We start from the raw sequence: 24,957 nt of genomic DNA, 5'->3' as shown, positions 1-24,957 counted from the left end.
TTTCTTGTAGAAACATCCACACTGGGGGCCGCCGCCGATGGCATTCGGGCCGCCGTGATAGACTGGCCTCATCCACAGTCGGCGCCCCAATGCGGCGCCGATTTACTTTCATTTAGCTAGTGAATATTCCTGCCGATATGCCCAACTCCACCAAGGCCGCAGCGACCGCGCAGCACGCCACCTTCCTGTCGCCGCTACCGTTGTTTTTTGTACTATTGTGGAGCAGCGGATTTATCGTCGCCAAGTTCGGACTGCCGTACGCGCCGCCGCTGACTTTCCTGGTGATGCGCTTCGCCGGCGTGCTGCTGTTGCTGGTGCCGGCCGTGCTGCTGCTGAAGGCGCCCTGGCCGCATGGCCGGATCTGGCAGATCGCGCTGGCCGGCCTGCTGGTGCAGGCCGGCTACCTGATCGGCGTCTGGTGCGCGATCAAGCTCGGCATGCCGGCCGGCTTGACGGCGCTGATCGTCGGCATGCAGCCCATCCTGACCGCCTTCGCGGCGCCGCTGATCGGCGAAAAAGTGCGTCCGCGCCAGTGGCTGGGTCTGCTGTTCGGCATAGTCGGGGTGGGGCTGGTGGTGGCCGCCAAGATCAAGCTGGCCGGCCTGTCGACCGAGGCCATCCTGCTGTGCGTGTTCGCGCTGCTGTCGATTACCGTCGGCACCTTGTATCAAAAACGCCATTGCCCGCAGTTCGACCTGCGCACCGGCACCGTCATCCAGTTCGCCGCCTCCCTGGTCGTCGTGCTGCCTTTGGCTATCATATTCGAAGGTCTGGGCGCGGATTTTGCTGCGGTGCAGTGGACGCCGCGCTTCATCGGCGCCTTGCTGTGGTCGGTGCTGGGTTTGTCGATCGGCGCGATTTTCCTGCTGTTCGCGCTGATACGCCGCAGCGACGCCACCCAGGTCACCAGTTTGTTGTATCTCACGCCGCCCACCACCGCCATCATGGCCTGGCTGATGTTTGGTGAAGCTTTCAACGCCCTCGGCATATTGGGAATGGTGCTGGCGGTGACAGGCGTGGTATTCGTCGTCAAAAAACCAAAATAAGCGAGGCTTCATGATTTCTACTCCCGACCAGCAAGCCGTCGATGCGGCAATCACCTCCCGCCGCTCGATCCGCGCCTACCTGCCGCAGCCGGTGGCGCGCGAGGATGTGGCGCAGATCCTGCGGGTGGCGGCGCGGGCGCCGTCCGGCACCAATACCCAGCCCTGGAAAGTCTACGTGCTCGACGGCGAGCGCAAACAACAGTTGAGTTCTGCGATTCTGGCCATACATAATGATCCAGAGCAGGCGAAACTGCACACCGAGGAATATGCGTACTACCCGCGCGAATGGGTGTCACCTTTCATCGAACGCCGGCGCAAGGTCGGCTGGGACTTGTATGCACTACTGGGGCTGACCCGCGACAACAAGGCCGGCATGGCGGCCCAGCACGGCCGCAACTATGAATTCTTCGGCGCCCCGGTCGGCTTGATTTTCACAATGGACCGCATCATGGAGCAGGGCTCCTGGCTGGACTACGGGATGTTCTTGCAGAACATCATGGTGGCGGCTCGGGCGCGCGGGCTCGATACCTGTCCGCAGGCGGCATTTACCCAGTATCATCGAGTCATCGGACAAGTGCTGGACTTGCCGGAAAATGAAATCGTGGTGTGCGGCATGGCGCTTGGTGTGGCTGATCCGACAAAGATTGAGAATACTTTGATCACAGACCGTATGCGGGTTGAAGAATTTGTTAAATTTGTCGATTAGAACTAGCTTGTTAAAACCGTATTGCGTCATTGCAACCAATGATGCGTTCAATGTTAAATATGCTTGCGCTCGTGCAGCGTTTTGCTACACTGCAACAGGTGCTTCGCTTTCGTGGTATTGCTCTTTTCCGGGGATATGAATGTATAAATTAGCTTTAAGTGCGCTCATTTCACTGATGTTCGCTTCCACGGCGGTGACCGCGACGGCTGCGACGGACGCCGATGCCGCGCCGAAGAAACATCAGACCAAGAAGAGCAAGGTCCGCCAGCCTCTGCGCATCGCCGCCGCCGATACCGGCGAGCGGGTGATCAAGCGCGTCATCAAGGTGAATGGCCGCCGCAAGGTGGTGTACCAGCGCATGATGGTGGCCGCGCCCGCCGTGCCGACCATGGGCGACCTGGCCGGCTTGAACATGACCCACGATCCGCTGGACCTCAAGTCCAACGTCGCGCTGGTGCTGGACCAGGCCAATTCCGAAGTGCTGTTTGAAAAGAATTCGAACGTCGCCTTGCCGATCGCCTCGATCACCAAGATGATGACCGGCCTGGTGGTGGTGGAAGCCAAGCAGGACATGGATGAAGTGCTGACCGTGACCGACGAGGATGTCGACCGCGAGAAGTTCAGCAGCTCGCGCCTGAAGGTCGGCTCCCAGCTGACCCGCGCCAACATGCTGCACGTCGCCCTGATGAGTTCGGAGAACCGCGCAGCGTCCGCGCTGGGCCGCAACTATCCGGGTGGCAAAGCCGCGTTTGTCGAAGCGATGAACGCCAAGGCCCGCGAGCTGGGCATGGTCGACACGCACTACGTCGATTCCAACGGCCTGTCGAAAATGAATGTGGCCAGCGCGCGCGACCTGGCCAAGCTGGCGATGGCGGCGTATCAGCAGCCCATCCTGCGCCAGTACTCCACCGACGCCAAGGCCATGATCGAAACCAATGGCCGTCCGATGCAGTTCGGCACCACCAATCACCTGGTGGCCAGCCCGGACTGGACTATCGGCCTGCAGAAAACCGGATTCATCAATGAAGCCGGCCGCTGCCTGATGATGCAGGCCGTGATCGAGGGCCGCTCGGTGATCATGGTGTTCCTGGATTCCAAGGGCAAGCAGTCGCGTACGGCCGATGCCGGCCGCATGCGCAAGTGGCTGGAGGCGTTGAAGCCTGCAACCCTGGTCAGCAGCCCGTCTTATTCGACCGGGATGTAACCCAGCGTGGCGGAGATCTGGTTGGCGGTCGTGACCAGGTCGTCCAGCCACTCGTCCTGCAGACGGTCGGCCGGCGCCGAGATCGACAGCCCGGCAATCAGCTTGCCGCTGTCGTCGTGGATGCCGGCGGCCATGCAGCGCACCCCCAGCTCCAGCTCTTCATTGTCGCGCGCGTAGCCGCGCGATTTCACCAGGCTCAGCTCGCGTTCCAGCTTGGCCAGGTCGGTGATCGAATTCTTGTTGTGCCCGGCCAGCCCGGTCCGCGTGGCGTAGGCGCGGATGGCTTTCGGCTCGTCCACCGACAGGAACAGCTTGCCGGTCGAGGTTAGGTGCAGCGGACCGCGTCCGCCGATGGCGCGCACCACCTGCATGCCCGAGCGTTCCGAGAACGCGCGGTCGATGTAGACGATCTCGTCGCCCTGGCGCACCGACAGGTTGATGGTCTGCTGGGTCTTTTTGTGCAGTGCACGCATGAAATCCAGCGCGGCCTCGCGCACCGACAGCCGGCTCTTGACCACATTGCCCAGTTCCAGCAGCCGCATGCCGAGCCGGTAGGTGCCCGGCTCGATGCGGTCGACAAAGCGGGTCAGCACCATATCGTTGAGGATGCGGTGCGCGGTCGACGGGTGTAGCCCGGAAACCTTGGATAATTCCTTCAGGCTCACGGGGTCGGGGTACTTGGCCAGGGCATCGAGCAGCGCCACCATGCGCTCGATCACCTGGATAGTGGTCTTTTGCTCGGGAACGGTTTCGATTTTCATGATGTGGTTGGTGCAGTGCGGTATGCGATACTTACTTTATACCATAATGTGAAAAAAATGGGAATTAATGCATAATGATGCATTCTATTTTTTCCGGCGCATCCATGGAACCAGTGAGCGAATTCAAGAGCAAGAGCGGCCTGAAACGTATCTATTCGGCCTGTTTGTATTCCATCGACGGCTTCAAGTCGGCGTGGAAGCACGAGCATGCTTTCCGCCAGGAGGTCAGTGTGTTTGTGGTGGGCACCATCATCGCGCTGGTGCTGCGCATCTCGGCGTTCGAGAAACTGATGCTGATCGGCGTGCTGATGCTGATATTGATCGTGGAACTGATCAATTCATCGATCGAGGCGGTGGTGGACCGCGTGTCGCTGGAGCGCCACCCGCTGTCCAAGAACGCCAAGGACTTCGGCAGCGCCGCCGTGTTGCTGACCTGCCTGCTGGCGACGGCCGCCTGGGCCGTCGTGTTGTTCAACCGCTTTTACTGAATCCTTTATTCGGTTTTGGCATATTGAACTGCTAAAAGCTTAGTTCTCATTTATAAGGGACGGCATTAACCTGAAGACCTTCACTACTAGGGGAATCAGATGCTGTCCAAAAAAATAATCGCCGCCGCCGTTTTCGCCGTAACCGCTGCCGTGCCGGCATTGGCCGCCGAAATCACCTTGCTGAACGTGTCCTACGATCCGACCCGCGAGCTGTACCAGGACGTCAACGTCGCCTTCGCCAAGGAGTGGAAAGCCAAGACTGGCGACACCGTCAAGATCAAGCAATCGCACGGCGGTTCGGGCAAGCAGGCGCGCTCGGTCATCGACGGCCTGGAGGCGGACGTGGTGTCGCTGGCGCTGGCCTACGACATCGACGCCATCGCCGAGCACAAGCTGCTGGCGCCGGACTGGCAGAAGAAGCTGGCGCACAACAGCACGCCATACACCTCGACCATCGTGTTCCTGGTCCGCAAGGGCAACCCCAAAGGCATCAAGGACTGGAACGACCTGGTCAAGCCGGGCGTAGCCGTCATCACGCCGAATCCGAAGACCTCCGGCGGCGCCCGCTGGAACCACCTGGCCGCCTACGGCTACGCGCTGCGCCTGCCGGGCGGCAGCGAAGCGTCCGCCAAGGACTTCCTGACCAAGCTGTACAAGAACGTGCCGGTGCTCGACTCCGGCGCGCGCGGCGCCACCACCACCTTTGTCGAGCGCGGCATCGGCGACGTGCTGATCGCTTGGGAAAACGAAGCGCTGCTGGCGATCAAGGAACTGGGTCCGACCAAGTTCGACATCGTCGCGCCGTCGGTCTCCATCCTGGCCGAACCGCCGGTGGCCGTGGTCGACAAAGTGGCCGACAAGCGCGGCACCCGCAAGGTGGCCGAGGCTTACCTGAACTTCCTGTACACCGACGAGGCGCAGGAAATCATCGCCAAGAACTACTACCGTCCGGCCGTGGAAAAGGAGGCGAAGAAATACGCCGGCCAATTCCCTAACGTCAAGCTGTTCAAGCTCTCCGAAGTGGCTGGCGACTGGACCAAGGCGCAGAAGACCCACTTCGCCGACGGCGGCCTGTTCGACCAGATCTACCAGCCGAAGTAATCATGGACGGTGTGCTGAGCCAGTTTCGCGTGTTGATTGCTCCCGGTCTGCATGGCAGCGGACCGGAGCACTGGCAAAGCCGCTGGCAGCGCCTGTTCCCGGCCTTCGAGCGAATCGAGCAGGACGACTGGGATGTGCCGGACCTGCCGCGCTGGTCGGCGCGCGTGGACCGCCAGCGCCGCGCCGTTGTCAACACTGGCGACGATCCGCGCCCGCTGCTGATCGTCGCCCACAGCTTCGGCAGCCTGGCCGCCGTGCACAGCGTGGCGCGCGATCCGGCCGGCGTGGCCGGACTGCTGCTGGTGGCGCCGGCCGATCCCGACAAATTCAATGTGGCGGCGCTGCTGCCGAAGCAGGCGCTGCCGGTGCCATCCGTCATGGTCGGCAGCACCGACGATCCGTGGATGGCCGCGCCGCGCGCCGAACTGTGGGCGCGGCACTGGCACAGCCGCTTCATCAACGGTGGTCCGCTGGGCCACATCAATGCCGAGTCGGGGCTGGGCGATTGGCCGGAAGGGCTCGAAATATTGTATTTTTTAGCAGAAAAGGCGCAAAATAACGCGCTGACGGCCCACTGACTCACAATTACTCTGGAGATGACCATGACCCTGCGTTTAGGCGACACCGCCCCTGATTTCGAACAAGACTCTTCCATCGGCAAGCTGCACTTCCACGAGTGGGCTGGCAATTCGTGGGTGGTGTTGTTTTCGCACCCGGCGGATTTCACGCCCGTCTGCACCACCGAGCTGGGCCTGACCGCCAAGCTGAAACCTGAATTCGACAAGCGCAACGTCAAGGCGATCGCGCTGTCGGTCGATCCGGCCGAATCGCACAAGGCCTGGATCAGCGACATCGAGCAGACCCAGAACACCGTGGTCGGCTTCCCCATCATCGCCGACGAAGACCGCAAGGTCGCCACGCTGTACGACATGATCCATCCGAACGCCTCGGCCACGGCCACCGTGCGCACGCTGTTCGTCATCGACCCGAACAAGAAGGTGCGCCTGAGCATCACCTATCCGATGAGCACCGGCCGCAACTTCGACGAAGTGCTGCGCGTGATCGATGCGCTGCAGCTGACCGACGGCTACACCGTGGCCACTCCGGGCAACTGGAAAGACGGCGACGACGTCATCATTCCGCTGACCGTGCAAGACCCGGAAGTGCTGAAGCAAAAGTATCCGAAAGGCTATACCGCCGCCCGTCCATACTTGCGCGTCACGCCACAACCCAATAAATAACGCATAAGCAAATAAGCATTCCGTTGTTTGGAAGTTTCCCTAGAGTAGTTTACTCTGCGAGCTACTCTTGGGGAATTGCATGGATTTGTCCTTTGTCGCATCTGGTTTCGCGGTCGGCCTGCTGGTCGGCATGACGGGCGTGGGCGGCGGCTCGCTGATGACGCCGCTGTTGACGCTGTTGTTCGGCGTGTCGCCGGCGGTCGCGGTCGGCACCGACCTGGCGTTCGCCTCGCTGACCAAGGGCGTCGGCACCTTCACCCACCGCATGCGCGGCACGGTGCACTGGGAAATCGTGCGCCGGCTGTGCATCGGCGCCTTGCCGGCCGCCTTGCTGGCCAGCTTTGCGCTCAAGCATTTCGGCACCCTCAACCAGGAAATCGGCCAGGTGATCCGCTACATGATCGCCGGCTCGGTGATGTTGACCGTGGTCGCCTTACTATTCAAACGCAAGATGCTGGCCTGGATCACGGCCCGTCCCGAACGGCAGCTGCAGGGCAGCGCGCTGACCACCGCCACCATCGTTGCCGGCGCCGTGCTGGGCACGCTGGTGACGATCTCGTCGATCGGCGCCGGCGCCATCGGCGCGACCCTGCTGGTGATGCTGTATCCGCGCCTGAGCGCGGCCGAAGTGGCCGGCACCGACATCGCCTACGCCGTGCCGCTGACCGCGATTGCCGCCGTCGGCCACTGGTGGCTGGGCTCGATCAACTGGTCCTTGCTGCTGACCTTGCTGGTCGGCTCGCTGCCGGGCATCACCATCGGCGCCTACGCCGCGCGCGCCGTGCCGGAACGCCTGCTGCGCGGGCTGCTGGCCTTCACCCTGGTGGCGGTTGCCGCCAAGCTCGTATCTTGAACGGATTTCCGGATCGATATACCGGAATCGTCTAATCAAATGAAAAAAGCTTCGTTTGTATTATGAAGCGTAGATGAGATTATGCAGCCCTTATAGAAGAATTTGTAATAAGGGAGCATACATGTCCGCAGTTCTCGCAGCGCCCGCCACGGCCCCCGTTGCGTCCAGAGGAGCGCCGTACCGCGTGATGCCGGGTTTCCGGCTCTCGCTGGGATTTACCATTTTCTACCTGACGCTGATCGTCCTGATCCCGCTGTCGGCCGTGTTCCTGAAGACGTTCACGCTGACCTGGGAAGCGTTCTGGCACGCCGTGACGTCGGACCGGGTGATGGCCTCGTACCGCCTGACCTTCGGCGCCTCGCTGATCGGCGCCTTCATCAACGTCATCTTCGGCGGCATCGTCGCCTGGGTGCTGGTGCGTTATGAATTCCCCGGCAAGCGCATCGTCGACGCGCTGGTCGACCTGCCGTTCGCGCTGCCCACCGCCGTGGCCGGCATCACGCTGACGGCGCTGTACTCGGCCAACGGCTGGTTCGGCCGCATCCTCGAAGGCATGCTGGGCCTGAAGGTGGCGTTCACGCCGATCGGCGTGGTCATCGCGCTGACCTTCATCGGCCTGCCGTTCGTGGTGCGCACCGTGCAGCCGGTGCTGGAGGACGCCGAGCGCGAACTGGAGGAGGCCGCCGCCAGCCTGGGCGCCAACGCCTTCCAGACCTTCTTCCGTGTGGTGTTCCCGACCATCCTGCCGTCGCTGATGACCGGCTTCGCGCTGGCCTTCGCCCGCGCCACCGGCGAATACGGCTCGGTGATCTTCATCGCCGGCAACATGCCGATGGTGTCCGAGATCACGCCGCTGTTCATCATCACCAAGCTGGAGCAGTACGACTACGCCGGCGCCACCGCTATCGCCGTGGTGATGCTGATCGTTTCCTTCCTCATGCTGTTGACCATCAACCTGTTGCAAGCCTGGGCTCGCGGAAAGTCGGGGAATAAATAATGAGCGGCGTTCCAACTACTCCGGTGCGGCGCGGCGAACTGCCGTCGGCCCCGCAAATCCTCGAACCGCTGTGGGTGCGCGGCGCGCTGATCGCCATCGCGCTGACCTTCCTGACCTTGTTCCTGTTCGTGCCGCTGGTGGCTGTGTTCGTCGAAGCCTTCCGCAAGGGCTGGGAAGCCTACGTGTCCGCCATCGTCGAGGAAGACGCGATCTCGGCCATCAAGCTGACCCTGATCACCGCCGTCATCGCCGTGCCGCTGAACCTGGTGTTCGGCGTGGCGGCGTCGTGGTGCATCGCCAAGTTCGAGTTCCGCGGCAAGAGCATCCTGCTGACCCTGATCGACCTGCCGTTCTCGGTATCGCCGGTGATCTCCGGCCTGATCTACGTGCTGCTGTTCGGCGCGCAGGGCTGGTTCGGCCCATGGCTGCAGGAGCACGACATCAAGATCCTGTTCGCGGTGCCGGGCATCGTGCTGGCGACCATCTTCGTCACCTTCCCATTCGTCGCGCGCGAGCTGATCCCGCTGATGCAGGCGCAGGGCAGCGAGGAAGAGGAGGCCGCCATCGTGCTGGGCGCCTCCGGCTGGGACACCTTCCGCCGCGTCACGCTGCCCAACATCAAGTGGGGCCTGCTGTACGGCGTGATCCTGTGTAACGCCCGCGCGATGGGCGAGTTCGGCGCGGTGTCGGTGGTATCCGGCCACATCCGCGGCGAGACCAACACCGTGCCGCTGCAGGTCGAGATTCTGTACAACGAATACAACTTTGCCGCAGCTTTCGCCGTGGCGTCCCTGCTGGCCCTGCTGGCGCTGGTGACGCTGGCCCTGAAATCCTTTATCGCCTGGCGCTTGAACGAATCCATCGCCGACGACGTGCGCCCTACGGAGTAATACCATGACCATCGAAGTTAAAAACATCAACAAGCGGTTCGGCGATTTCGTCGCCCTGAACAATGTGTCGCTGGACTTTCCGCAGGGCGAGCTGACCGCGCTGCTGGGGCCGTCCGGCTGCGGCAAGACCACGCTGCTGCGCATCATCGCCGGCCTCGAGCATCCTGACTCGGGCCAGGTGCTGCTGGACGCCAACGACGCCTCCCACCGCCATGTGCGCGAACGCCAGGTCGGCTTCGTGTTCCAGCACTACGCGCTGTTCAAGCACATGACCGTGTTTGAAAACGTCGCCTTCGGCCTGCGCGTCAAGCCGCGCGCCGAGCGGCCGTCGGAAGACCAGATCCGGCGCAAGGTCAAGGAGCTGCTCGAGCTGGTGCAGCTGGACTGGCTGGCCGACCGCTATCCGCCGCAACTGTCGGGCGGGCAGCGCCAGCGCATCGCCCTGGCGCGGGCGCTGGCGGTGGAACCTCGCGTGTTGCTGCTGGACGAACCGTTCGGCGCGCTGGACGCCAAGGTGCGCAAGGAGCTGCGCCGCTGGCTGCGCCGCCTGCACGACGACCTGCACGTGACGTCGATCTTCGTCACCCACGACCAGGAGGAGGCGCTGGAAGTGGCCGACCAGGTGGTGCTGATGAACAAGGGCAATGTCGAACAGATAGGCGCGCCGAGCGAGGTCTACAACCATCCGGCCTCGCCGTTCGTCTACGGCTTCCTCGGCAACGTGAACATGTTCCACGGCCGCGTGCAGGACGGCGTGCTCGCCAGCGGCGACGCCTCGTTCACCGTGCCGGGCCAGCCGTCGGCCGACGGCAACGGCACCGCCTACGTGCGTCCGCACGACCTGGAGATCGACCGCTACACGCCGGGCGCGGAAGGCATCGTGGTCAAGCTGCGCCGCGCGCATGCGATCGGCCCGCTGGCGCAACTGGACCTGGAGCGCGGCGACACCGCCGAGCTGATCGAAGCGGTGATGTCCAACGAGCGTTTCAGCCATCTGCAATTGAAGGAAGGCGAAACCCTGGTGGTGCGCCCCAAACGCCTGCATGTGTTCGTTGACGGAGGAGCCGCCATATGAATTTTCAACAATTGCGCTCCATCCGCGAAGCCGCGCGACGCGGCTACAACCTGACCGAAGTGGCGAACGCCCTGTTCACCTCGCAGCCTGGCGTCAGCCGCCAGATCCGCGAACTGGAAGACGAACTGGGCGTGGTGATTTTCGAACGCAACGGCAAGCGCCTGACCGGCATGACCGAGCCGGGCAAGGGCATCCTGAAGATCATCGACCGCCTGCTGATCGAGGCGGAAAACCTGCAGCAGGCCAGCCTGGAATACACCGGCCAGCAAAGCGGCACGCTGAGCGTGGCGGCCACCCACACGCAGGCGCGCTACGCGCTGCCGAAAGTGGTGCAGAGTTTCCGCACCGCCTATCCCGACGTGCGCATCGCCCTGCAGCAGAGCGCGCCCGAGCACATCGCCGAATGGATCTTGTCCGGCAAGACCGACATCGGCATCGCCACCGAGGGCCTGTCGCAGTTCCCCGACCTGGTGTCCTTCCCTTGCTACCGCTGGAGCCATTTGATCGTGGTGCCGGACGGCCATCCGTTGCTGTCGCGCTCGCCGATCAGGCTGGAAGACCTGGCCGAGTTCCCGCTGATCACCTATGACGTGGGCTTCACCGGCCGCGGCCATATCGACGCGGCGTTCGCGGCGGCCGGCGTCAAGCCCGACATCGTGCTGACGGCGATGGATTCGGACGTCATCAAGCAGTACGTCGCGCTCGGCCTGGGCGTGGGCATCGTGGCGTCGATGGCCTTCGACCACGGCCGCGACAAGGGCATGCGCGCGGTGGAAGCGTCGCACCTGTTCGCGCAAAACACCACCCGGCTGGCGGTGCGCCGCGGCGCCTACCTGCGTTCGTACGCCTACCATTTCATCCAGCAATTCGCGCCGGACCTGACCCGCGCCGACATCGACGCCGCCTTGAGCGGCGGGGATATCGGGAATGTCTGATTGGCGGCCGGACCCGGTATGGGGCCGGCCGCTGCGTGCCGCCGTGTTGGCTTACCAGCTGTAGCCGGCCTTGGCGTAGTAGTAGCGGCCGTTGAAGCCGTTCGGCGCGAAGCCGCTGTACGGATTGATGCCGTTGTTGTTGAGGTTGCCCGCCGACGTGACCTGGTCCGGATAACGGTTGGTCACGTTGTCGACGCCCGCGCTCAAGCGCCAGTTCTTGCCCAGCTTGACGCTGCCCGACAGGTCCAGCACCCACTGCGGATCGTAGACCTGGTCCAGCGTCGCGTTGTTCTGCGGCACGGTGAAGCTGCCGTAGCGCGTCACCACGCCGCGCGCGCTCCACTGGCCCAGCGTCCAGTCGGTCGCCAGGCTGAACTTGTCCTTGGGCGAGCCGACGGTGATGCGGTTGATGGTCTGGCGGTCGATCAGGGTCAGGCCGTTGGCGGTCAGGATGGCCGGATTGTCGTTGACGTGCTCCAGCGAATTCTTGTTGTGGTTGTAGGCCGCGGTGAAATCGTAGCGGCCGCTCGAGGTATCCCAGCGATAGGTGCTGACCACGTCGACGCCGGTGGTGCGGGTGTCGATGGCGTTGGTGAAGTAGCGGCCGGCGCCGACCAGGATGCCCTGCTTGGCCAGCGCCGTCTGCAGCGCCGGCGACAGCGTCATGTTGGCCGACAGCGCGATGCGGTCGTCGATGTCGATGCGGTAGGCGTCGACCGTGGTGTTCCAGTTGCGGGTGGGCGACAGCTGCAGGCCGAGGCTGTAGTTGCGGGCCTTCTCGGCCTTCAGCGGGGTCGCGCCCAGCGCCGCCGCGGCGGCGCTGCCGACCGCGAAGGTGCCGGTTTCAATCGGCGTATTGACGCCGTTGACCACCGAGAAATTGGTGGTGGTGATGGTGTAGAACTGCTGCGCCAGCGACGGCGCCCGGAAGCCGGACGACGCCGTGCCGCGCAGCGACACTTCGGGCGAGAACGCATAGCGCGCCGAGCCCTTGGCCGAGGTGGTGTTGCCGAAATCGCTGTAGCGCTCATGGCGCAGCGCAGCCGACGCCGAGAACTGCCTGGTGATCTCGGCTTCGAAGTTGGCGTAGATCGATTCGTTGTGGCGGCTGTTGCTGCCGGCGTTCACCGGGCGGAAGCCGGAGAAGCCCTGCGCGCCGGTGCCGGTGTAAGACGCCTCGTCGCCGGCGCCGATTTTATATTCCTCGTGGCGTGCCTCGACACCCAGCGCCACCGTCAGCGGGCCGCTGAAAGCCTGCACCGGGAACTCCCTGGCGACGTCGAAGTTGAACAGCTGCTGCGTGTTGGTCAGCTTGCCCGCGTAGAAGTGGGTCGGGCTGGCCGCGCCCAAGGTCTGGTTGACGGTGTGGTCCAGGTCCAGCTTGAACTCGTTGCTGCCGTAGTTCAGGCTCGCGTCCCAACGCCAGCCGGCCGCTTCGCCGCGCAGGCCGGTCACCAGCGACTGGTCGGTCGATGTGCTGTTCTCCAGCGGCAGGAAGCCTTCCGGGAACAGCGGCGTGCGCTGCGCCGTGCCGTTCAGCGCGGTGCGCCAGGTGGCGGCGGCCGACGTGTCGCGCTGGCCGTAGTTGGCGAAGGCGTACCAGTCGATGTCGTCGTTGACGCGGTACTGGCTGTTGACGAACAGCGTGCGCGGCTTGGTTTCAGGATCGCCGAAGCGTTGGTTGACCTTGCCGTAGCGCGGTTCGGCCGGATTGCGGAAGTCCGGTCCGGCACGGTTGGTCGGATCGCGGTCGGCCGCCTCGACGGCGACGCGCACCCAGCCCTGGTCGCCCAGGTTGAAGCCGGTCGAGCCGCGCACGGTTTTCTGCTTGCCGTCGCGCTTCTGGTATTCGCCGAAGCCGACTTCGACTTCGCCGCCGCCCGCGCCTTTTTTCAGGATGATGTTGATGACGCCGGCGATCGCGTCCGAGCCGTACTGCGCCGCAGCGCCATCGCGCAGCACTTCGATGTGGTCGATGGCCGACAGCGGGATCGCGTTCAAGTCCACCGGCGCCGAGCCGCGGCCCTGGGTGCCGTTGACGTTGACCACCGCCGACGTGTGGCGGCGCTTGCCATTGACCAGCACCAGCGTCTGGTCCGGCGACAGGCCGCGCAGCTGGGCCGGACGCACGGCATCGCTGGCGTCGGCGCCGGAAGGGCGCGGGAAATTCATCGACGGCAGCAGGCGGCCCAGCACGGTGGCCAGCTCGGTCGAGCCGCTGGCCTGCAGCTCGCGCGCGCCGATGATGTCGATCGGCGATTCCGAATCGACGGTGCGGCGGTTCTTCGCATAGGTGCCGGTGACGACCACCGACTGCAGCTCGCCGTCGGCGACGGCTTGTTGGGCAAAGGCGGGGGTGAAAATGGAGGCGATCAGGCTGCTGAGCAGCAGGGGACGAGCGATGTGGCGTGAACTCATGTGGCGGTCTCTCTGGTTAGTGATGACTTGAGCTTATCAGTGCGCAAACCTGCTGCCCACGAATGGTTGCGTCTAATGATATTCAAGAACTGGATAACGTGCAGGAAACAACAACTTTATTGAATTCCCATGTGCTGCAGGTTGCCGGCATAGAAGTCGGCAAACGCGCGCGCGGCCGGTTTGGCGGCGCGGCCGGCGGCGAACACGGCATGCAGCTCGATGGCGCCCATGTCCCAGTCGGGCAGCACGCGCACCAGCGTGCCGTCGCCGAGCTCCTTCAGGCAGGCGCCCAGGCTCATCGAGGCGATGCCGATGCCGGCCACCGCCGCGGCCGTCGACACCTCGTTGACCGACACCGACAGCTGGCCGTCCACGCGCACCGACTGCGTCTTGCCGTCCCTGGTGAACTTCCACGGCGCGGCCAGCCGGCCGGGGCCGGCGATGATCGAATGCCGCGCCAGGTCGGACGGCGTTTGTGGCGTGCCGGCGCCGGCCAGGTAGGCGGGCGAGGCGGCGATCACGCGCGGTACGGCACCGAGGCGCTGCGCCACGGCGGTCGAATCGGGCAGGGAGCCGAAGCGCAGGCCGACGTCGACGCCTTCGGTGACCAGGTCCTGGCGCAGGTCGTCCAGCAGCAGTTCCACGCGCAGTTCGGGATGGCGCTGCAGGAAGCCGGGCAGCTTGGGCATCACGCCGCGGATGGCGAAGCTGGAGGACACGCCGACGCGCAGCAGGCCGCGTAGCTCGCCGGTGCCGCGCGCGGCCTGCTCCGCCTCGTCCAGGGCCGCCAGCACCGGTTCTATGCGGGCCAGGAAGTCGATGCCGGCCTCGGTCAGCGTGACGGCGCGGGTGGTGCGCACCAGCAGCGCGGCGCCGATGTGTTTTTCCAGGTTGGCGATCAGGCGCGAGACGGTCGGCTGCGGAATGTGGAGTTCGCGGCCGGCGGCCGAAAAACTGCCCTTGCGGGCGACGCGGACAAACAAGCGGAGGGTGAAGAGATGGTCATTCATGTGATTAATCCACTAGGTGAATAAATCATAGACGATTTTAGCGGCTACCGCAGGATTTATGCATGAGAGATGATCACTTCATCGGCAAGCATTCCGCTGGCCAATTTAAAGGAAATCATCATGTCTCAGAAAAAACTGGCAGGTAAAGTCGCCGTGGTCACCGGCGCATCGAAGGGCATCGGCGCGGGCATCGCCAGGGAATTGGCGGCGCAGGGCGCGTCGGTGGTGGTGAACTACGCGTCCAGCGAGCAGGATGCGGCCAAGGTGGTGGCGGAGATCATCGTCGCCGGCGGCAAGGCCATCGCGGTCAAGGCCAACGTCGCCATGCCGGCGGATATCGACAAGCTGTTCGCGGCCGCGCGCACCGCGTATGGCCGCCTGGACATCCTGGTCAACAACGCCGGCGTGTATGCGTTTGGCGGATTGGAGACGGTGACGGAGGAAAGCGTGCGCAGCATGTTCGACATCAACGTGACGGGTCTGCTGCTGTCCAGCAAAGCGGCCGTGGCGATGTTCCCTGCCGAAGGCGGCAGCATCGTCAACATCGGTTCGGTGGTGGGGGAGTTGCCGCTGCCGGGGGCGTCGGTCTACACCGCCACCAAGGGCGCGGTGAACACCATCACGCGCGGGCTGGCGAAGGAGCTGGGCGGCCGCAAGATCCGCGTCAACGCTGTCAATCCCGGCGCGACCGATACCGAAGGTTTCAACGCGGCCGGCATGAAAGGCGACCTGTCGGACATGATGATCGCCCAGACGCCGCTGGGTCGCCTGGGCACGCCGGCCGACATCGCCAAAGCCGTCGCCTTCCTCGCCTCCGACGACGCCGGCTGGATCACCGGCTCGCTGCTGGACGCCGCCGGCGGCTGGCGTTAAAACTGGGGTCAGATCCGAAAATTGGACACGAACTCCGCCGTAGCGGCCGCTACGGCGGAGTTCGTGTCCAATTTTCGGATCTGACCCCGGATTTACTGGCCGGGGTTGGTGATGCTGGCGTGGATGGCGTCCACCTGCGCCAGCACTTCCGCCGGCAGTTGCAGTTCGTAGGCGTCGATGTTTTCCTTCAGCTGCGCCAGGGTGGTGGCGCCGATGATGGTCGAGGCCACGAACCAGCGCGAATAGCACCACGCCAGCGCCAGTTGCGTCGGCGTGATGCCGTGGTCGCGCGCCAGCTTCGCATAGCGCGCCACCGCTTCCAGCACCGCCGGCCGCAGATAGCGCGGGCTCCACGTCGTCGGGAAGATCGTCAGCCGGCCGTGCGCCTTGGCGTCGTCGTGGTACTTGGCGGTCAACTGGCCGAACGCCAGCGGGCTGTAGGCCAGCAGACTGACGTTCTCGCGGTAGCAGGTCTCGTCCAGCAGGCTGGTCTCGTAGTGCCGCGCCGTCAGGTTGTACAGGTTCTGGATGGTGGCGATGCGCGGCAGGCCCTTCATCTCGGATTGCTTGATGAACTCGTTCACGCCCCAGCACGATTCGTTCGACACGCCAATCGCGCCGATCTTGCCTTCCTTGATCAGCTCGCCCAGCGTGGCCAGCGTTTCCTCCACCGGCACGCAGTCGCGCTCCAGCTTGGGATTGAAGGCGTTGGCGCCGAAGATGGGCACGTTGCGGCTGGGCCAGTGCAATTGGTATAAATCGATATGGTCGGTTTGCAGCCGCTGCAAACTGGTGTCGACCGCCGCGCGCAGGTTGGCCGCGTCGAAGTTCTGCTTGCCTCCGCGCACCCAGCTGATGTTGGGATTCGGTCCGGCCGCCTTGGTGGCGATGACCACCTTGTCGCGCGCGCCGGTCTTCTTCAGCCAGCTGCCGATGAAGCGCTCGGTCGCGCCCTGCGTGGCCGGGCGCGGCATCACCGGGTACATTTCCGCCGTGTCGATGAAGTTGATGCCGCGCTCCAGCGCGTAGTCCAGCTGGCTGTGGGCGTCGGCTTCGGTATTTTGCTCGCCGAAGGTCATCGTGCCCAGGCAGATCCGGCTGACGTTGAGCGAGCTCGAGCCAAGTTGTATCTTCTGCATGCTGCTTCCTTATTTCAAGCGGATCGCGTCGGCGCAATCGCGTATCAGCGCCGGGCCGGCGTAGATCAGGCCGCTGTACAGCTGCACCAGCTGCGCGCCGCACTCCATTTTTACTTTGGCGTCCGCGCCGCGCATGATGCCGCCGACGCCGATGATCGGCAGCGCGTCGCCCAGCTCGGCCTTCAGCAGGCGGATCACGGTGTTGGACAACTCGAACACCGGCGCGCCCGACAGCCCGCCCGCTTCGGCGCCGTGCGGCATGCCGGCGACGGCGTCGCGGCTCAAGGTGGTGTTGGTGGCGATGACGCCGTCGATCTTGTGGCGCAGCAGCGCGTCGGCGATGTTCTTGACCTGATCGCCGTCCATGTCCGGCGCGATCTTCAACGCCAGCGGCACGTAGCGCTTGTGCTGGTCGGCCAGGCGCAGCTGGGCCTCCTTCAAGGTGCCGAGCAGGCCGTCCAGTTCCGAGCCGCCCTGCAGCTGGCGCAGGTTCTTGGTGTTCGGCGACGAGATGTTGACCGTCACGTAGCTGGCGTAGGGATAGACTTTTTCCAGGCAGTGCAGGTAGTCGTCGGTGGCGCGCTCGATCGGCGTGTCGGCGTTCTTGCCGATGTTCAGGCCCAGCACCCCGGCCTTGTCCTGGTAGAAGCGCGACGACTGCACGTTGGCGACAAACGCGTCGACGCCGCCGTTGTTGAAGCCCATGCGGTTGATGATGGCCTTCGCCTGCGGCAGGCGGAACATGCGCGGCTTGGGATTGCCCGGCTGTGCGCGCGGCGTCACGGTGCCCACTTCGATCGAGCCGAAGCCCAGGTCGGCCAGCGCGTCGATGTAGGCGCCGTCCTTGTCGAGGCCGGCCGCCAGGCCGACCGGATTTTTAAACGTAATGCCCATCACGGTGCGCGGATCGGCCTTGGGCTGGCCGGCCAGCCTGGTCAGGCCCAGCGCGGCGGCGCGTTTCAGTGCGGGGAGGGTGAAATGGTGGGCGGCTTCGGCGTCCATCGAGAACAGCAGCGGACGGGCCAGCGAGTACAGGAGTTTTTCGGACATGGGGGAGCTCTGGTTATAGTTCCCCGTATTTTATCAGGCGTCCAGCACGCTCCACGTGCCCTTGATGCGCGCCTCCAGCGGTTTGAAGTTGGTCTTGTAGGACATCTTCGGACTTTCCTTGATCCAGTAGCCCAGGTACACATAGGGCAGCTGCAGCTCGCGCGCCTGGGCGATCTGCCACAGCACGTTGAAGGTGCCGAACGAGGCGCCCTCGACGTCGGGATCGAAGAAGGTGTAGACCGACGACAGCCCGTCCGACAGCACGTCGATGATGCTGACCATGCGCAGCGTGCCGTCCGGCTCCCGGAACTCGACCAGCCGGGTGTTGACGCGGCTTTGCAGCAGGAATTGCGCGTACTGGTCGCGGCTGTCCTGGTCCATGCCGCCGCCGGCGTGGCGCTTGCTCTGGTAGCGCAGGTAGAGGTCGTAGTGCTCGTCGGAGAACGACAGCGTGGCCACGCCCGCCATCAGGTGGCCATGCCTGACCCAGGCGCGGCGCTGGCCCCGGCTGGGCTTGAACTGGTCGGCCACCACCCGCACCGGGATGCAGGCCTGGCAACCGTCGCAATATGGCCGATAAGTAAAGATGCCGCTGCGGCGGAAGCCGTTCTTGACCAGCTCCGAATAGACGTCGGCGTTGATCAGGTGCGACGGCGTAGCCACCTGCGAGCGCGCCTGGCGCGCGTCCAGGTAGCTGCAGGGATAAGGCGCCGTGGTGTAAAACTGCAGCGTCGCGAAAGGCAGATCGTTCAGGTGCGTCATGCACGTCCTATCGAAGGCGGTCTATTTAGACCTTCTGAGTTCCAATCATAGCGCTTAGTCCAGGACAGCGCTTGTCACCTTTAGCTTAACTGTCCGCAGCCAGCGGTGCAATGGGTTCCCACAAGGTGATCTGCGGCAATTCAATACTGTTGCGCAGATGCGCCAGGAATTGCGCGCGCGGGATGGGCGAGGCGCCCAGCGAGGCCAGGTGGCCGGTCTCCTGTTGGCAATCGATCATCTTTACCCCGTGGCTACGCAGGAAGCGCACCAGGTAGGCCAGCGCGATCTTGGAACCGTCGGTGACGCGGGCGAACATCGATTCGCCGTAGAACATCCCGCCGATCGACACGCCGTAGGCGCCGCCGACCAGCTGGCCGTCCAGCCACAGCTCGGACGAGTGGGCGTAGCCGAGGCGGTGCAGGCCGGTGTAGCCGGCGATGATGTCTTCCGAGATCCAGGTGCCGGGTCCGTCCCGGCGCGGCGCGGCGCAGGCCCGCATCACCTGTTCGAAGGCGCTGTCGAAGCGCACCTGCCAGCGGCCGCCGGCGCTCATCTCCCGTTCTACCTTGCGCAGGGTTTTCCTCAGGCTGTCCGAGATGCGGAAGTTGTCCGTCATCAGCACCATGCGCGGATCGGTGCTCCACCACAGGATGGGCTGGCCTTCGGAAAACCAGGGGAAGATGCCGTGCTTATACGCCGTCAGCAGGCGTTGCGGCGACAGGTCGGCGCCGGCCGCCAGCAGGCCGGGTGCGTCGATGGTCAGCGCCTCACTGACGTCCGGGAAGGGACTGTCGGGATCGAGCCATGGGATCATATTACCGCGTCAAGTAGGTTAAAGATCCGTACGCATGGGACGGGTGATGTCCTGGGTGTGGAAGCCGTAGCTGCCGCCCTCCCGCATTTTGACGCGGTCGGCGAAGAACAGTTCCAGCGTGGTGCGGATGGTCGGGAAGGCCAGGTCGTCCCACGGGATTTCCGCCTCCGAGAACAGCTGCACTTCCAGGCTTTCCTCGCCGGGCGCGAAGTCGAGGTCGAGCAGGGTGGCCAGGTAGAACATGTGGACCTGGTGCACGCGCGCCACGTTCAGCAGCGTGAACAGATTGCCCAGCGCGATGTTGGCGCCGGCTTCTTCCTGGGTTTCGCGGATTGCCGCTTCGCTGGTGGTTTCATTGTTTTCCATGAAGCCGGCCGGCAGGGTCCAGTAACCGTGGCGCGGCTCGATCGCGCGCTTGCACAGCAACACTTTCAGCTCGCCGTCGCGTTCCCACACGGGGATCGAGCCGAGGACCATTTTCGGGTTCTGGTAATGGATGGTGGCGCACTGGCCGCACACATAGCGGGGGCGGTTGTCGCCGGCAGGTATGGCCAGGCTGACGGGGGAGGCGCATTCGGAACAGAATTTCATAGGTAGCTCAAGTCGGTATGGGTGCTCACTTTGGCTACTTTACACCGATTGGCGCCGGCGCGGCATGGCCTATGCCTATAGGTAACTGCATTTATTCGGACTATCGCAGACGATTTCGGGATTAATATTGCCTAACATGCGAATTTGCCCTATAATGATTACATCAGACGCGGGGTGGAGCAGTCTGGCAGCTCGTCGGGCTCATAACCCGAAGGTCACAGGTTCAAATCCTGTCCCCGCAACCAAATTCGAAGCCGTTGATACCGTCAGGGATCAGCGGCTTTTTCGTTTTCAATTCCGCGACTGTAAGACCTCCCTTTTCCTATAATCGATGCTCTTATAGGGAGTTTTTCATGCGAAAAATCAGACCGTCCGCCATAGTCGTTTTCCTGTCCATGCTGGCGCTGGTATTGATGCTCTCGCTGCTGAGCGCCTACTGCGGCGTGGGAAGCATTCCCCGCCTGGGCGATTTCAGGGGCGTGGCCGTCAGCGCGGCAGCGGTGCTCCTGGTCTACCTGTACGGCATGCTCATATTTCGTATTTTCATGTGGGCGATGCCTCTACACGAAGGAAATATCGAGTTCGGCTCCAGGCAGGAATTCATCTATCAGGTGTATGTCTTGTTTTACCTGATACTTTTTAATTCCCTGATACGCGGCGGGATTATTCCGATCCCTATCATGCGGCTGATCTATCTTGGACTGGGCGCGCGCCTGGGCGACAACACCTACAGTTCGGGCATCATCTACGATCCGTCGTTTGTGACGATAGGCGCCAACAGCGTGGTCGGCGAAACGGCCTTGCTGGTGCCGCATGTGATCGAAGGCGATACCTTGGGCCACTATCTGATTACGATAGGCGACCATGTGACGATAGGCGCCCATGCGGTCGTCTTGTCCGGCGTGACGATAGGCGACAACTCGATCGTGGCAGCCAATTCGCTGGTCGTCAAAGGCACGCACATCGGGAGCGGCGAAATATGGGGAGGCAGCCCGGCGCGCCGCCTGAAATAGAGACAGGCCGGGCATGAAAAAAAAGGCCGGTGCGCCCCAGCGCACCGGCCTTCGATTGCAAGCCCGGACCACGGACTATTTTTGTTTTTCGCGCCGGCGGCCGAACGAGCCCATGCCGAAGATGCCTGCGGCAACCAGCGCCAGGGTGGCTGGCTCAGGCACGGGCGTGAACTGCTGGCCACCATCCACATTCAACACGAATTGCGAGTCGGTATTCGGACCGGTGGCGATGCCATTGACCAGGAGCGGACGCGTGAAGCCAGGTGCGTCCGGTCCGGGGAATTGCAGCGTCGTGTCGAAGCGGGTGCCGGCCAGGGCTGGCGAAACATAGGCCGCATTGGTAAACAACACGGTGCCGACCAAGGTGGCCGAGCCAACGCCGGTGGCGCCGGGGGTGCCGGACGTGCCGGTCGCCAGGAAGGTCGACAGCTCCGAATCCCAGCTACCCGACAGCATCACCGCGCCATCCGTGAATCCGGTTCCGGCCGCTTGATTGGCATCGGGCGTGTTATCGAAATAAACCGTCCAGTTGCTGCTGGTGGCGGGAGTGAACGTGATCGCAACCGTGGAGCAACCGGCGTTAAGGCAAGTGGCCCGCTCATGCAAGGTGGCGATCGTCGTCAGTTCATAGGTACCGACTGCGGGACCGGGCGGGGCTACACGCAGATCCGGCGTGGCCGACGTGGTGCCGATGGCTGCGGCGAATGCTTGATACGTCAGGGTGAAATCGGCGAAATCGCCGGCATTGTTAGCCGGGGTGAGCGTAAAGCCCTGAACCAGGCCCGCGCCGTTTTGATGCCAGTCGATGCCCGTGAAATTTTGCAGAATGCCGTCACCGCCTAAAGCCTCTCCCGGATTGCCGGAAATTAGCACGTTGGCGGCGCTGGTGGTGTCCAGCGTTGTAGCCTGGGCCGCGCCGACCGAAAAGAGCGCTCCCAGCAGAGCGCTGAGAATGGTAAGTTTTTTCATTTTGTTTCCTTCCTAGATGAATGGAGAGTCGCTACGCAACGGTGTGGGTTTCGATACCTTGCCGGCCGGTTGGAACCAGCCAGCTATCCACTACTAAGCAAATGCCACGCCATGTTTGGAAGGATTTCTAAGTGGCTGTTTTAAAACAGTTTTTTAAAAATTTCCGGAATATTTTCGGCTCTTCGCGCAAAGATGTAAAAAAAGCCGACAGTACCCCGGAGTGTAGTTACAAGGATTCCAGCATCGCCTTCACTTCGGGACGCTTCGGGAAGTCCTTGTTGGCGGCCAGCAGCTGTTCGAATTGGGTGCGTGCGGCGCGCTTGTCGCCCGACTTCATCAGGCCCAGGCCGAGGTGGTAGCCGATTTCGGTCGCATCGGGCGCCAGCGCCCTGGCTTTTTGAAGCAGGGGCAGGGCGCGGGCCGTATCGCCTTTCTCGAGCAATATCCAGCCCAGGGTATCAAGGATGCCGGGGCTGGTGCCGGCCAGTTGGTAAGCCCGTTCGGCGGTCGCCAGGGCCCGTTCATCCTTCTCGTGCTGGTAGGCCCAGGCCAGGTTGTTCAGCGCCACGACATTTTTCGGGTCTTGCCGGATGACGGCCTCGAATAGGCTGATCGCCGGCTTATATCGTCCCTCCGCCAAATTGGCGCTGGCAAGGTAGAGCCGGACGCTGAGATCGGTCGGGTGCTGCTGCAACCACTGGCCGGCTTGAAGGTCCGCTTCCTTGGTTTTGCCCGCCAGAAGCAGGGCTTGGTGGATCTTGATCGCCAGGGGCGCCAACTTGCTCATCTTAAATGCCCGCTCGTAGGCCTGCAGCGCCTCTTGCGGTTTATGCTGGGCCATCCAGATGTCGCCCTCCAGCGTCAGCCCGGCTGGCAGATCGGCCCGCTGGCGCTGTACGGTCTGGGCGATGGCCAGCGCTTCCGGGTAGCTTTTACTTTCCACTAATAAGGTCGCCGCGAGGACCTGGGCTTCGAACCAGTCTTCCTTCAACCGCAATGCTTTCTTGACCGAAGCAAGGGCGCCGTCCTTGTCCTTGAGCGCGACCTGGGCATAGGCGATGCTCAGTTGCACGGCGGCCGAGGCAGGTTGCAGTTCGGCCAGTCTGGTATAGCTTTCCAGCCCGGCATCGTAATTGCCGTTCGCGATCTGGATCCGTGCCAGCAGCGCGAGCGTGTCGGGATTGTTCGGATGCGCCGTCTGCAGCGCTTGCGCCAGCTTCAGCGATTTTTCCTTTTCGCCGGAACGCTGGTAAAGATTCGCCAACAGCAATGCCGGCGTCAGGGCGTCGGGACGTTCGCTGGTGGCGCGTTCCAGCCAGCGCACCGCTTCCGCGTTGTTGTTCTGTGCGAAGGCAAGCTTGGCCAATGCCGTCATCAGGCCCACGTTCTTCTTGTCCTTGGCGAGCGCAGCTTCGTAGCGCTGGCGGGCCCGTTCGGGTTTTTTTTCCGCCAAGTCCATTTGCGCCAGATTTTCCAGGGCCGGCAGATAGGCCGGGTCCAGCACCAGCGCCTGCTCGAAGCCGGCGCGCGCACCGGCCAGGTCGTTTTTGGACAGCAGGATGCCGCCTTTCATGTTTTTCACCAGCGGATTCTTGCCGTCGCGCCGTTCCATTGCCTCAACCGCCAGAAGTGCCTTGTCATATTCCTTGTTGCGCAAGTGGGTCATCGCCAGCAGGATGCCGGCCCGGCCGCTCTTGTCGTCCAGGGCGGTTGCCTGTTCCAGCTCGCCGACTGCGCGTGCCGATTCCCCGGCGCCCAGGCGGCTCAATCCCAGCGACGTGTGCAAGCTGGCCGTTTGCGGTGCGAGGTCGCTCGCCGCCTGGAAGTAGTCGGCCGCCTTGGCGAAATGCCTGGCCTGCATCTGCGCCTGTCCCGCCAGGGCCAGCAGCTCCACGTCCGTTCGATTCGCCTCCAGCAGCGGGTCCAGCACGGCGATGGCATCGTCGGCCTTGCCGCCCTTCAAAAGGAGTCCGGCCAGGCGCTTGCTGGCGTAGACATGGCGCGGATTTGCGTCGAGAAATTTGCGCATCGATAACTCTGCTTCCAGATACGAGCCCATGGCCAATTGCACGGAACCCATCAACAGGATGCTGGGCATGTGCTCGGGCATCACCCGCAATATCTGCTGCAAGGCATCGCGGGCCGCCGGATATCTCGCGTCCTGAAAGTCGAGCAAGGCCTGGGTGTAGATCACCGGCAGGGTGCCGGGCGCGTTCTTGCGGGCGGCGTCGATCTCGGATCGGGCCTCGGCCAGCTTCTTGGCCTGGATCAGGAGGGTGGCGCTGTCGATATGGGCTTGGGTATTGTTCGGCTGCAAGGTCAGAATTTGCTTGTATGCCAGCAGGGCCGCCGCGTCTTTTCCCTGCAGGCGCAATAAGTCGCCCTTGAAGCGCAGGCACTCGATATTGTCGGGATGCTTGGCCAGCGCGCGTTCGATAGTTTGGGTGGCAAGGTCCAGGTGTTGCGACAAGGCGGCGATCTTTGCCAGGCCCAGCATGGCCTCGGGCAGATCCGGGTTTTTCACCAGCAACTCGTCGAACAGTGCCTGGGCCTGCGCCGTCTCGCCCAGGCCCAGATACGCGTTGGCGCGCAATACCAGCAGTTCCGTCTGGTGCGGGCTGGCCGGGTCCGGCTTGACGTCGTCGATAAGTTTCTTGAATTGCCCCTGCATCAGCATCACCTTGCCCAGGCGCGGCATGAGTTCCACGTCCCCGATGCCCAGCTCCCCGGCCTTGCGCATTTCTTTTTCGGCCGACGCGGTATCGCCCGATTCGATATAGACCTCCCCCAGCAGGAGGCGGGCGCGGGCATTGTCGGGCGCCTTCTGCAGGGCATTTTTCAGTTCGATGATGGCGGCCTTGGTTTCGCCTTTGGCACGATATTGCCGGGCTTCGGCCATCAAGGCGTCGGTGTCGCGCGCGGTGTTGCAGGCGGTTAGCGTCAACGTCAGCAGCAGCAGGGCTGCGCGCGGCACGCGTCGGCCGGTGGAATCTACGGGGGGGCGGGGCATACTGGTCTCCT

24 protein-coding genes and 1 tRNA gene are annotated in these 24,957 nt (G+C 63.4%); 15 read left to right on the top strand and 10 right to left on the bottom strand.

The window, feature by feature from the left end:
• Positions 1 to 137: 137 nt before the first annotated feature.
• From ABWW33_RS19190 to pbpG, 3 genes are all read left to right on the top strand, one after another.
• Complete coding sequence (locus ABWW33_RS19190) at positions 138 to 1,046, top strand: DMT family transporter (protein ID WP_176654109.1); 909 nt, start codon at positions 138 to 140, stop codon at positions 1,044 to 1,046.
• Positions 1,047 to 1,056: 10 nt separating this feature from the next.
• Positions 1,057 to 1,752, top strand: coding sequence for a nitroreductase (locus ABWW33_RS19185; RefSeq protein ID WP_176654110.1), 696 nt, complete (start codon positions 1,057 to 1,059; stop codon positions 1,750 to 1,752).
• 139 nt (positions 1,753 to 1,891) lie between these two features.
• Entirely contained in the window at positions 1,892 to 2,956 is a 1,065-nt protein-coding gene (pbpG, locus tag ABWW33_RS19180) for a D-alanyl-D-alanine endopeptidase (protein WP_176654111.1), read from the top strand.
• Here pbpG and ABWW33_RS19175 read toward each other — a convergent pair.
• Positions 2,938 to 3,717, bottom strand: a complete 780-nt coding sequence (locus ABWW33_RS19175; RefSeq protein ID WP_176654112.1) for an IclR family transcriptional regulator — start codon at positions 3,715 to 3,717, stop codon at positions 2,938 to 2,940. The genes pbpG and ABWW33_RS19175 overlap by 19 nt on opposite strands.
• A 104-nt stretch (positions 3,718 to 3,821) precedes the next feature.
• Between ABWW33_RS19175 and ABWW33_RS19170 the strand changes: the two genes are divergently transcribed.
• The 9 genes from ABWW33_RS19170 to ABWW33_RS19130 all read left to right on the top strand — a co-directional run bounded on the left by ABWW33_RS19170 (position 3,822) and on the right by ABWW33_RS19130 (position 11,297).
• Complete coding sequence (locus tag ABWW33_RS19170; RefSeq protein ID WP_353403262.1) at positions 3,822 to 4,205, top strand: diacylglycerol kinase; 384 nt, start codon at positions 3,822 to 3,824, stop codon at positions 4,203 to 4,205.
• Between the two features lie 99 nt (positions 4,206 to 4,304).
• Positions 4,305 to 5,306: a sulfate ABC transporter substrate-binding protein gene (locus ABWW33_RS19165; protein ID WP_353403261.1), complete on the top strand. Its 1,002-nt coding sequence runs from the start codon at positions 4,305 to 4,307 to the stop codon at positions 5,304 to 5,306.
• Between the two features lie 2 nt (positions 5,307 to 5,308).
• A complete protein-coding gene (locus ABWW33_RS19160) occupies positions 5,309 to 5,884 on the top strand; it encodes an RBBP9/YdeN family alpha/beta hydrolase (RefSeq protein WP_353403260.1) in 576 nt (191 codons plus the stop codon).
• A gap of 24 nt (positions 5,885 to 5,908) precedes the next feature.
• The gene (locus ABWW33_RS19155; RefSeq protein ID WP_353403259.1) at positions 5,909 to 6,547 is read left to right on the top strand and encodes a peroxiredoxin; all 639 of its coding nucleotides are present in this window, start codon (positions 5,909 to 5,911) and stop codon (positions 6,545 to 6,547) included.
• Positions 6,548 to 6,626: 79 nt separating this feature from the next.
• Positions 6,627 to 7,400: a sulfite exporter TauE/SafE family protein gene (locus ABWW33_RS19150; protein ID WP_176654117.1), complete on the top strand. Its 774-nt coding sequence runs from the start codon at positions 6,627 to 6,629 to the stop codon at positions 7,398 to 7,400.
• Positions 7,401 to 7,587: 187 nt separating this feature from the next.
• Positions 7,588 to 8,397: a sulfate ABC transporter permease subunit CysT gene (gene cysT, locus ABWW33_RS19145; protein WP_413448453.1), complete on the top strand. Its 810-nt coding sequence runs from the start codon at positions 7,588 to 7,590 to the stop codon at positions 8,395 to 8,397.
• On the top strand, positions 8,397 to 9,287 hold the full coding sequence (cysW, locus tag ABWW33_RS19140) for a sulfate ABC transporter permease subunit CysW (RefSeq protein ID WP_353403257.1): 891 nt from the start codon (positions 8,397 to 8,399) through the stop codon (positions 9,285 to 9,287). Before cysT ends, cysW begins: the two co-directional genes overlap by 1 nt.
• A gap of 4 nt (positions 9,288 to 9,291) precedes the next feature.
• Entirely contained in the window at positions 9,292 to 10,362 is a 1,071-nt protein-coding gene (locus ABWW33_RS19135) for a sulfate/molybdate ABC transporter ATP-binding protein (RefSeq protein WP_176654120.1), read from the top strand.
• Complete coding sequence (locus tag ABWW33_RS19130; RefSeq protein ID WP_353403256.1) at positions 10,359 to 11,297, top strand: CysB family HTH-type transcriptional regulator; 939 nt, start codon at positions 10,359 to 10,361, stop codon at positions 11,295 to 11,297. The genes ABWW33_RS19135 and ABWW33_RS19130 overlap by 4 nt, the downstream gene beginning before the upstream one ends.
• A 51-nt stretch (positions 11,298 to 11,348) precedes the next feature.
• Here ABWW33_RS19130 and ABWW33_RS19125 read toward each other — a convergent pair whose 3' ends face one another.
• Together ABWW33_RS19125 and ABWW33_RS19120 are read right to left on the bottom strand one after the other, a co-directional pair.
• Positions 11,349 to 13,715, bottom strand: a complete 2,367-nt coding sequence (locus tag ABWW33_RS19125) for a TonB-dependent receptor plug domain-containing protein (RefSeq protein WP_353403255.1) — start codon at positions 13,713 to 13,715, stop codon at positions 11,349 to 11,351.
• 116 nt (positions 13,716 to 13,831) lie between these two features.
• Positions 13,832 to 14,725 carry a LysR family transcriptional regulator gene (locus ABWW33_RS19120; RefSeq protein ID WP_176654124.1) on the bottom strand — a complete coding sequence of 298 codons (894 nt, stop codon included), beginning with the start codon at positions 14,723 to 14,725 and terminating at the stop codon, positions 13,832 to 13,834.
• Positions 14,726 to 14,845: 120 nt separating this feature from the next.
• Here ABWW33_RS19120 and ABWW33_RS19115 point away from each other — a divergent pair, with 120 nt between their 5' ends.
• The gene (locus ABWW33_RS19115; RefSeq protein WP_353403254.1) at positions 14,846 to 15,598 is read left to right on the top strand and encodes an SDR family NAD(P)-dependent oxidoreductase; all 753 of its coding nucleotides are present in this window, start codon (positions 14,846 to 14,848) and stop codon (positions 15,596 to 15,598) included.
• A gap of 92 nt (positions 15,599 to 15,690) precedes the next feature.
• On the opposite strand, the gene ABWW33_RS19110 is transcribed toward ABWW33_RS19115, so the two are convergent.
• The 5 genes from ABWW33_RS19110 to ABWW33_RS19090 all read right to left on the bottom strand — a co-directional run bounded on the left by ABWW33_RS19110 (position 15,691) and on the right by ABWW33_RS19090 (position 19,954).
• Positions 15,691 to 16,737: an aldo/keto reductase gene (locus tag ABWW33_RS19110; protein ID WP_353403253.1), complete on the bottom strand. Its 1,047-nt coding sequence runs from the start codon at positions 16,735 to 16,737 to the stop codon at positions 15,691 to 15,693.
• Between the two features lie 9 nt (positions 16,738 to 16,746).
• Positions 16,747 to 17,787, bottom strand: coding sequence for a quinone-dependent dihydroorotate dehydrogenase (locus ABWW33_RS19105; RefSeq protein WP_353403252.1), 1,041 nt, complete (start codon positions 17,785 to 17,787; stop codon positions 16,747 to 16,749).
• Between the two features lie 33 nt (positions 17,788 to 17,820).
• Entirely contained in the window at positions 17,821 to 18,549 is a 729-nt protein-coding gene (locus ABWW33_RS19100; protein ID WP_176654128.1) for an arginyltransferase, read from the bottom strand.
• Positions 18,550 to 18,634: 85 nt separating this feature from the next.
• Complete coding sequence (gene aat / locus ABWW33_RS19095) at positions 18,635 to 19,363, bottom strand: leucyl/phenylalanyl-tRNA--protein transferase (protein ID WP_176654129.1); 729 nt, start codon at positions 19,361 to 19,363, stop codon at positions 18,635 to 18,637.
• An 18-nt stretch (positions 19,364 to 19,381) separates the two neighbouring features.
• The gene (locus ABWW33_RS19090; RefSeq protein ID WP_176654130.1) at positions 19,382 to 19,954 is read right to left on the bottom strand and encodes an NUDIX hydrolase; all 573 of its coding nucleotides are present in this window, start codon (positions 19,952 to 19,954) and stop codon (positions 19,382 to 19,384) included.
• A 168-nt stretch (positions 19,955 to 20,122) separates the two neighbouring features.
• Here ABWW33_RS19090 and ABWW33_RS19085 point away from each other — a divergent pair.
• Both ABWW33_RS19085 and ABWW33_RS19080 read left to right on the top strand, forming a co-directional pair.
• Positions 20,123 to 20,199: transfer RNA gene (locus tag ABWW33_RS19085), tRNA-Met, on the top strand.
• Positions 20,200 to 20,307: 108 nt separating this feature from the next.
• A complete protein-coding gene (locus ABWW33_RS19080) occupies positions 20,308 to 20,967 on the top strand; it encodes an acyltransferase (RefSeq protein ID WP_353403251.1) in 660 nt (219 codons plus the stop codon).
• A gap of 75 nt (positions 20,968 to 21,042) precedes the next feature.
• Here ABWW33_RS19080 and pepA read toward each other — a convergent pair whose 3' ends face one another.
• Together pepA and prsT are read right to left on the bottom strand one after the other, a co-directional pair.
• Positions 21,043 to 21,936 carry a flocculation-associated PEP-CTERM protein PepA gene (gene pepA, locus ABWW33_RS19075; protein ID WP_176654132.1) on the bottom strand — a complete coding sequence of 298 codons (894 nt, stop codon included), beginning with the start codon at positions 21,934 to 21,936 and terminating at the stop codon, positions 21,043 to 21,045.
• Positions 21,937 to 22,162: 226 nt separating this feature from the next.
• Positions 22,163 to 24,910: an XrtA/PEP-CTERM system TPR-repeat protein PrsT gene (prsT, locus tag ABWW33_RS19070; RefSeq protein WP_353403250.1), complete on the bottom strand. Its 2,748-nt coding sequence runs from the start codon at positions 24,908 to 24,910 to the stop codon at positions 22,163 to 22,165.
• Positions 24,911 to 24,957: the final 47 nt, after the last annotated feature.

Source organism: Duganella hordei, assembly GCF_040369125.1.
Lineage (GTDB): Bacteria > Pseudomonadota > Gammaproteobacteria > Burkholderiales > Burkholderiaceae_D > Rugamonas > Rugamonas hordei.
This window is presented reverse-complemented; position numbering and strand designations above follow the sequence as displayed.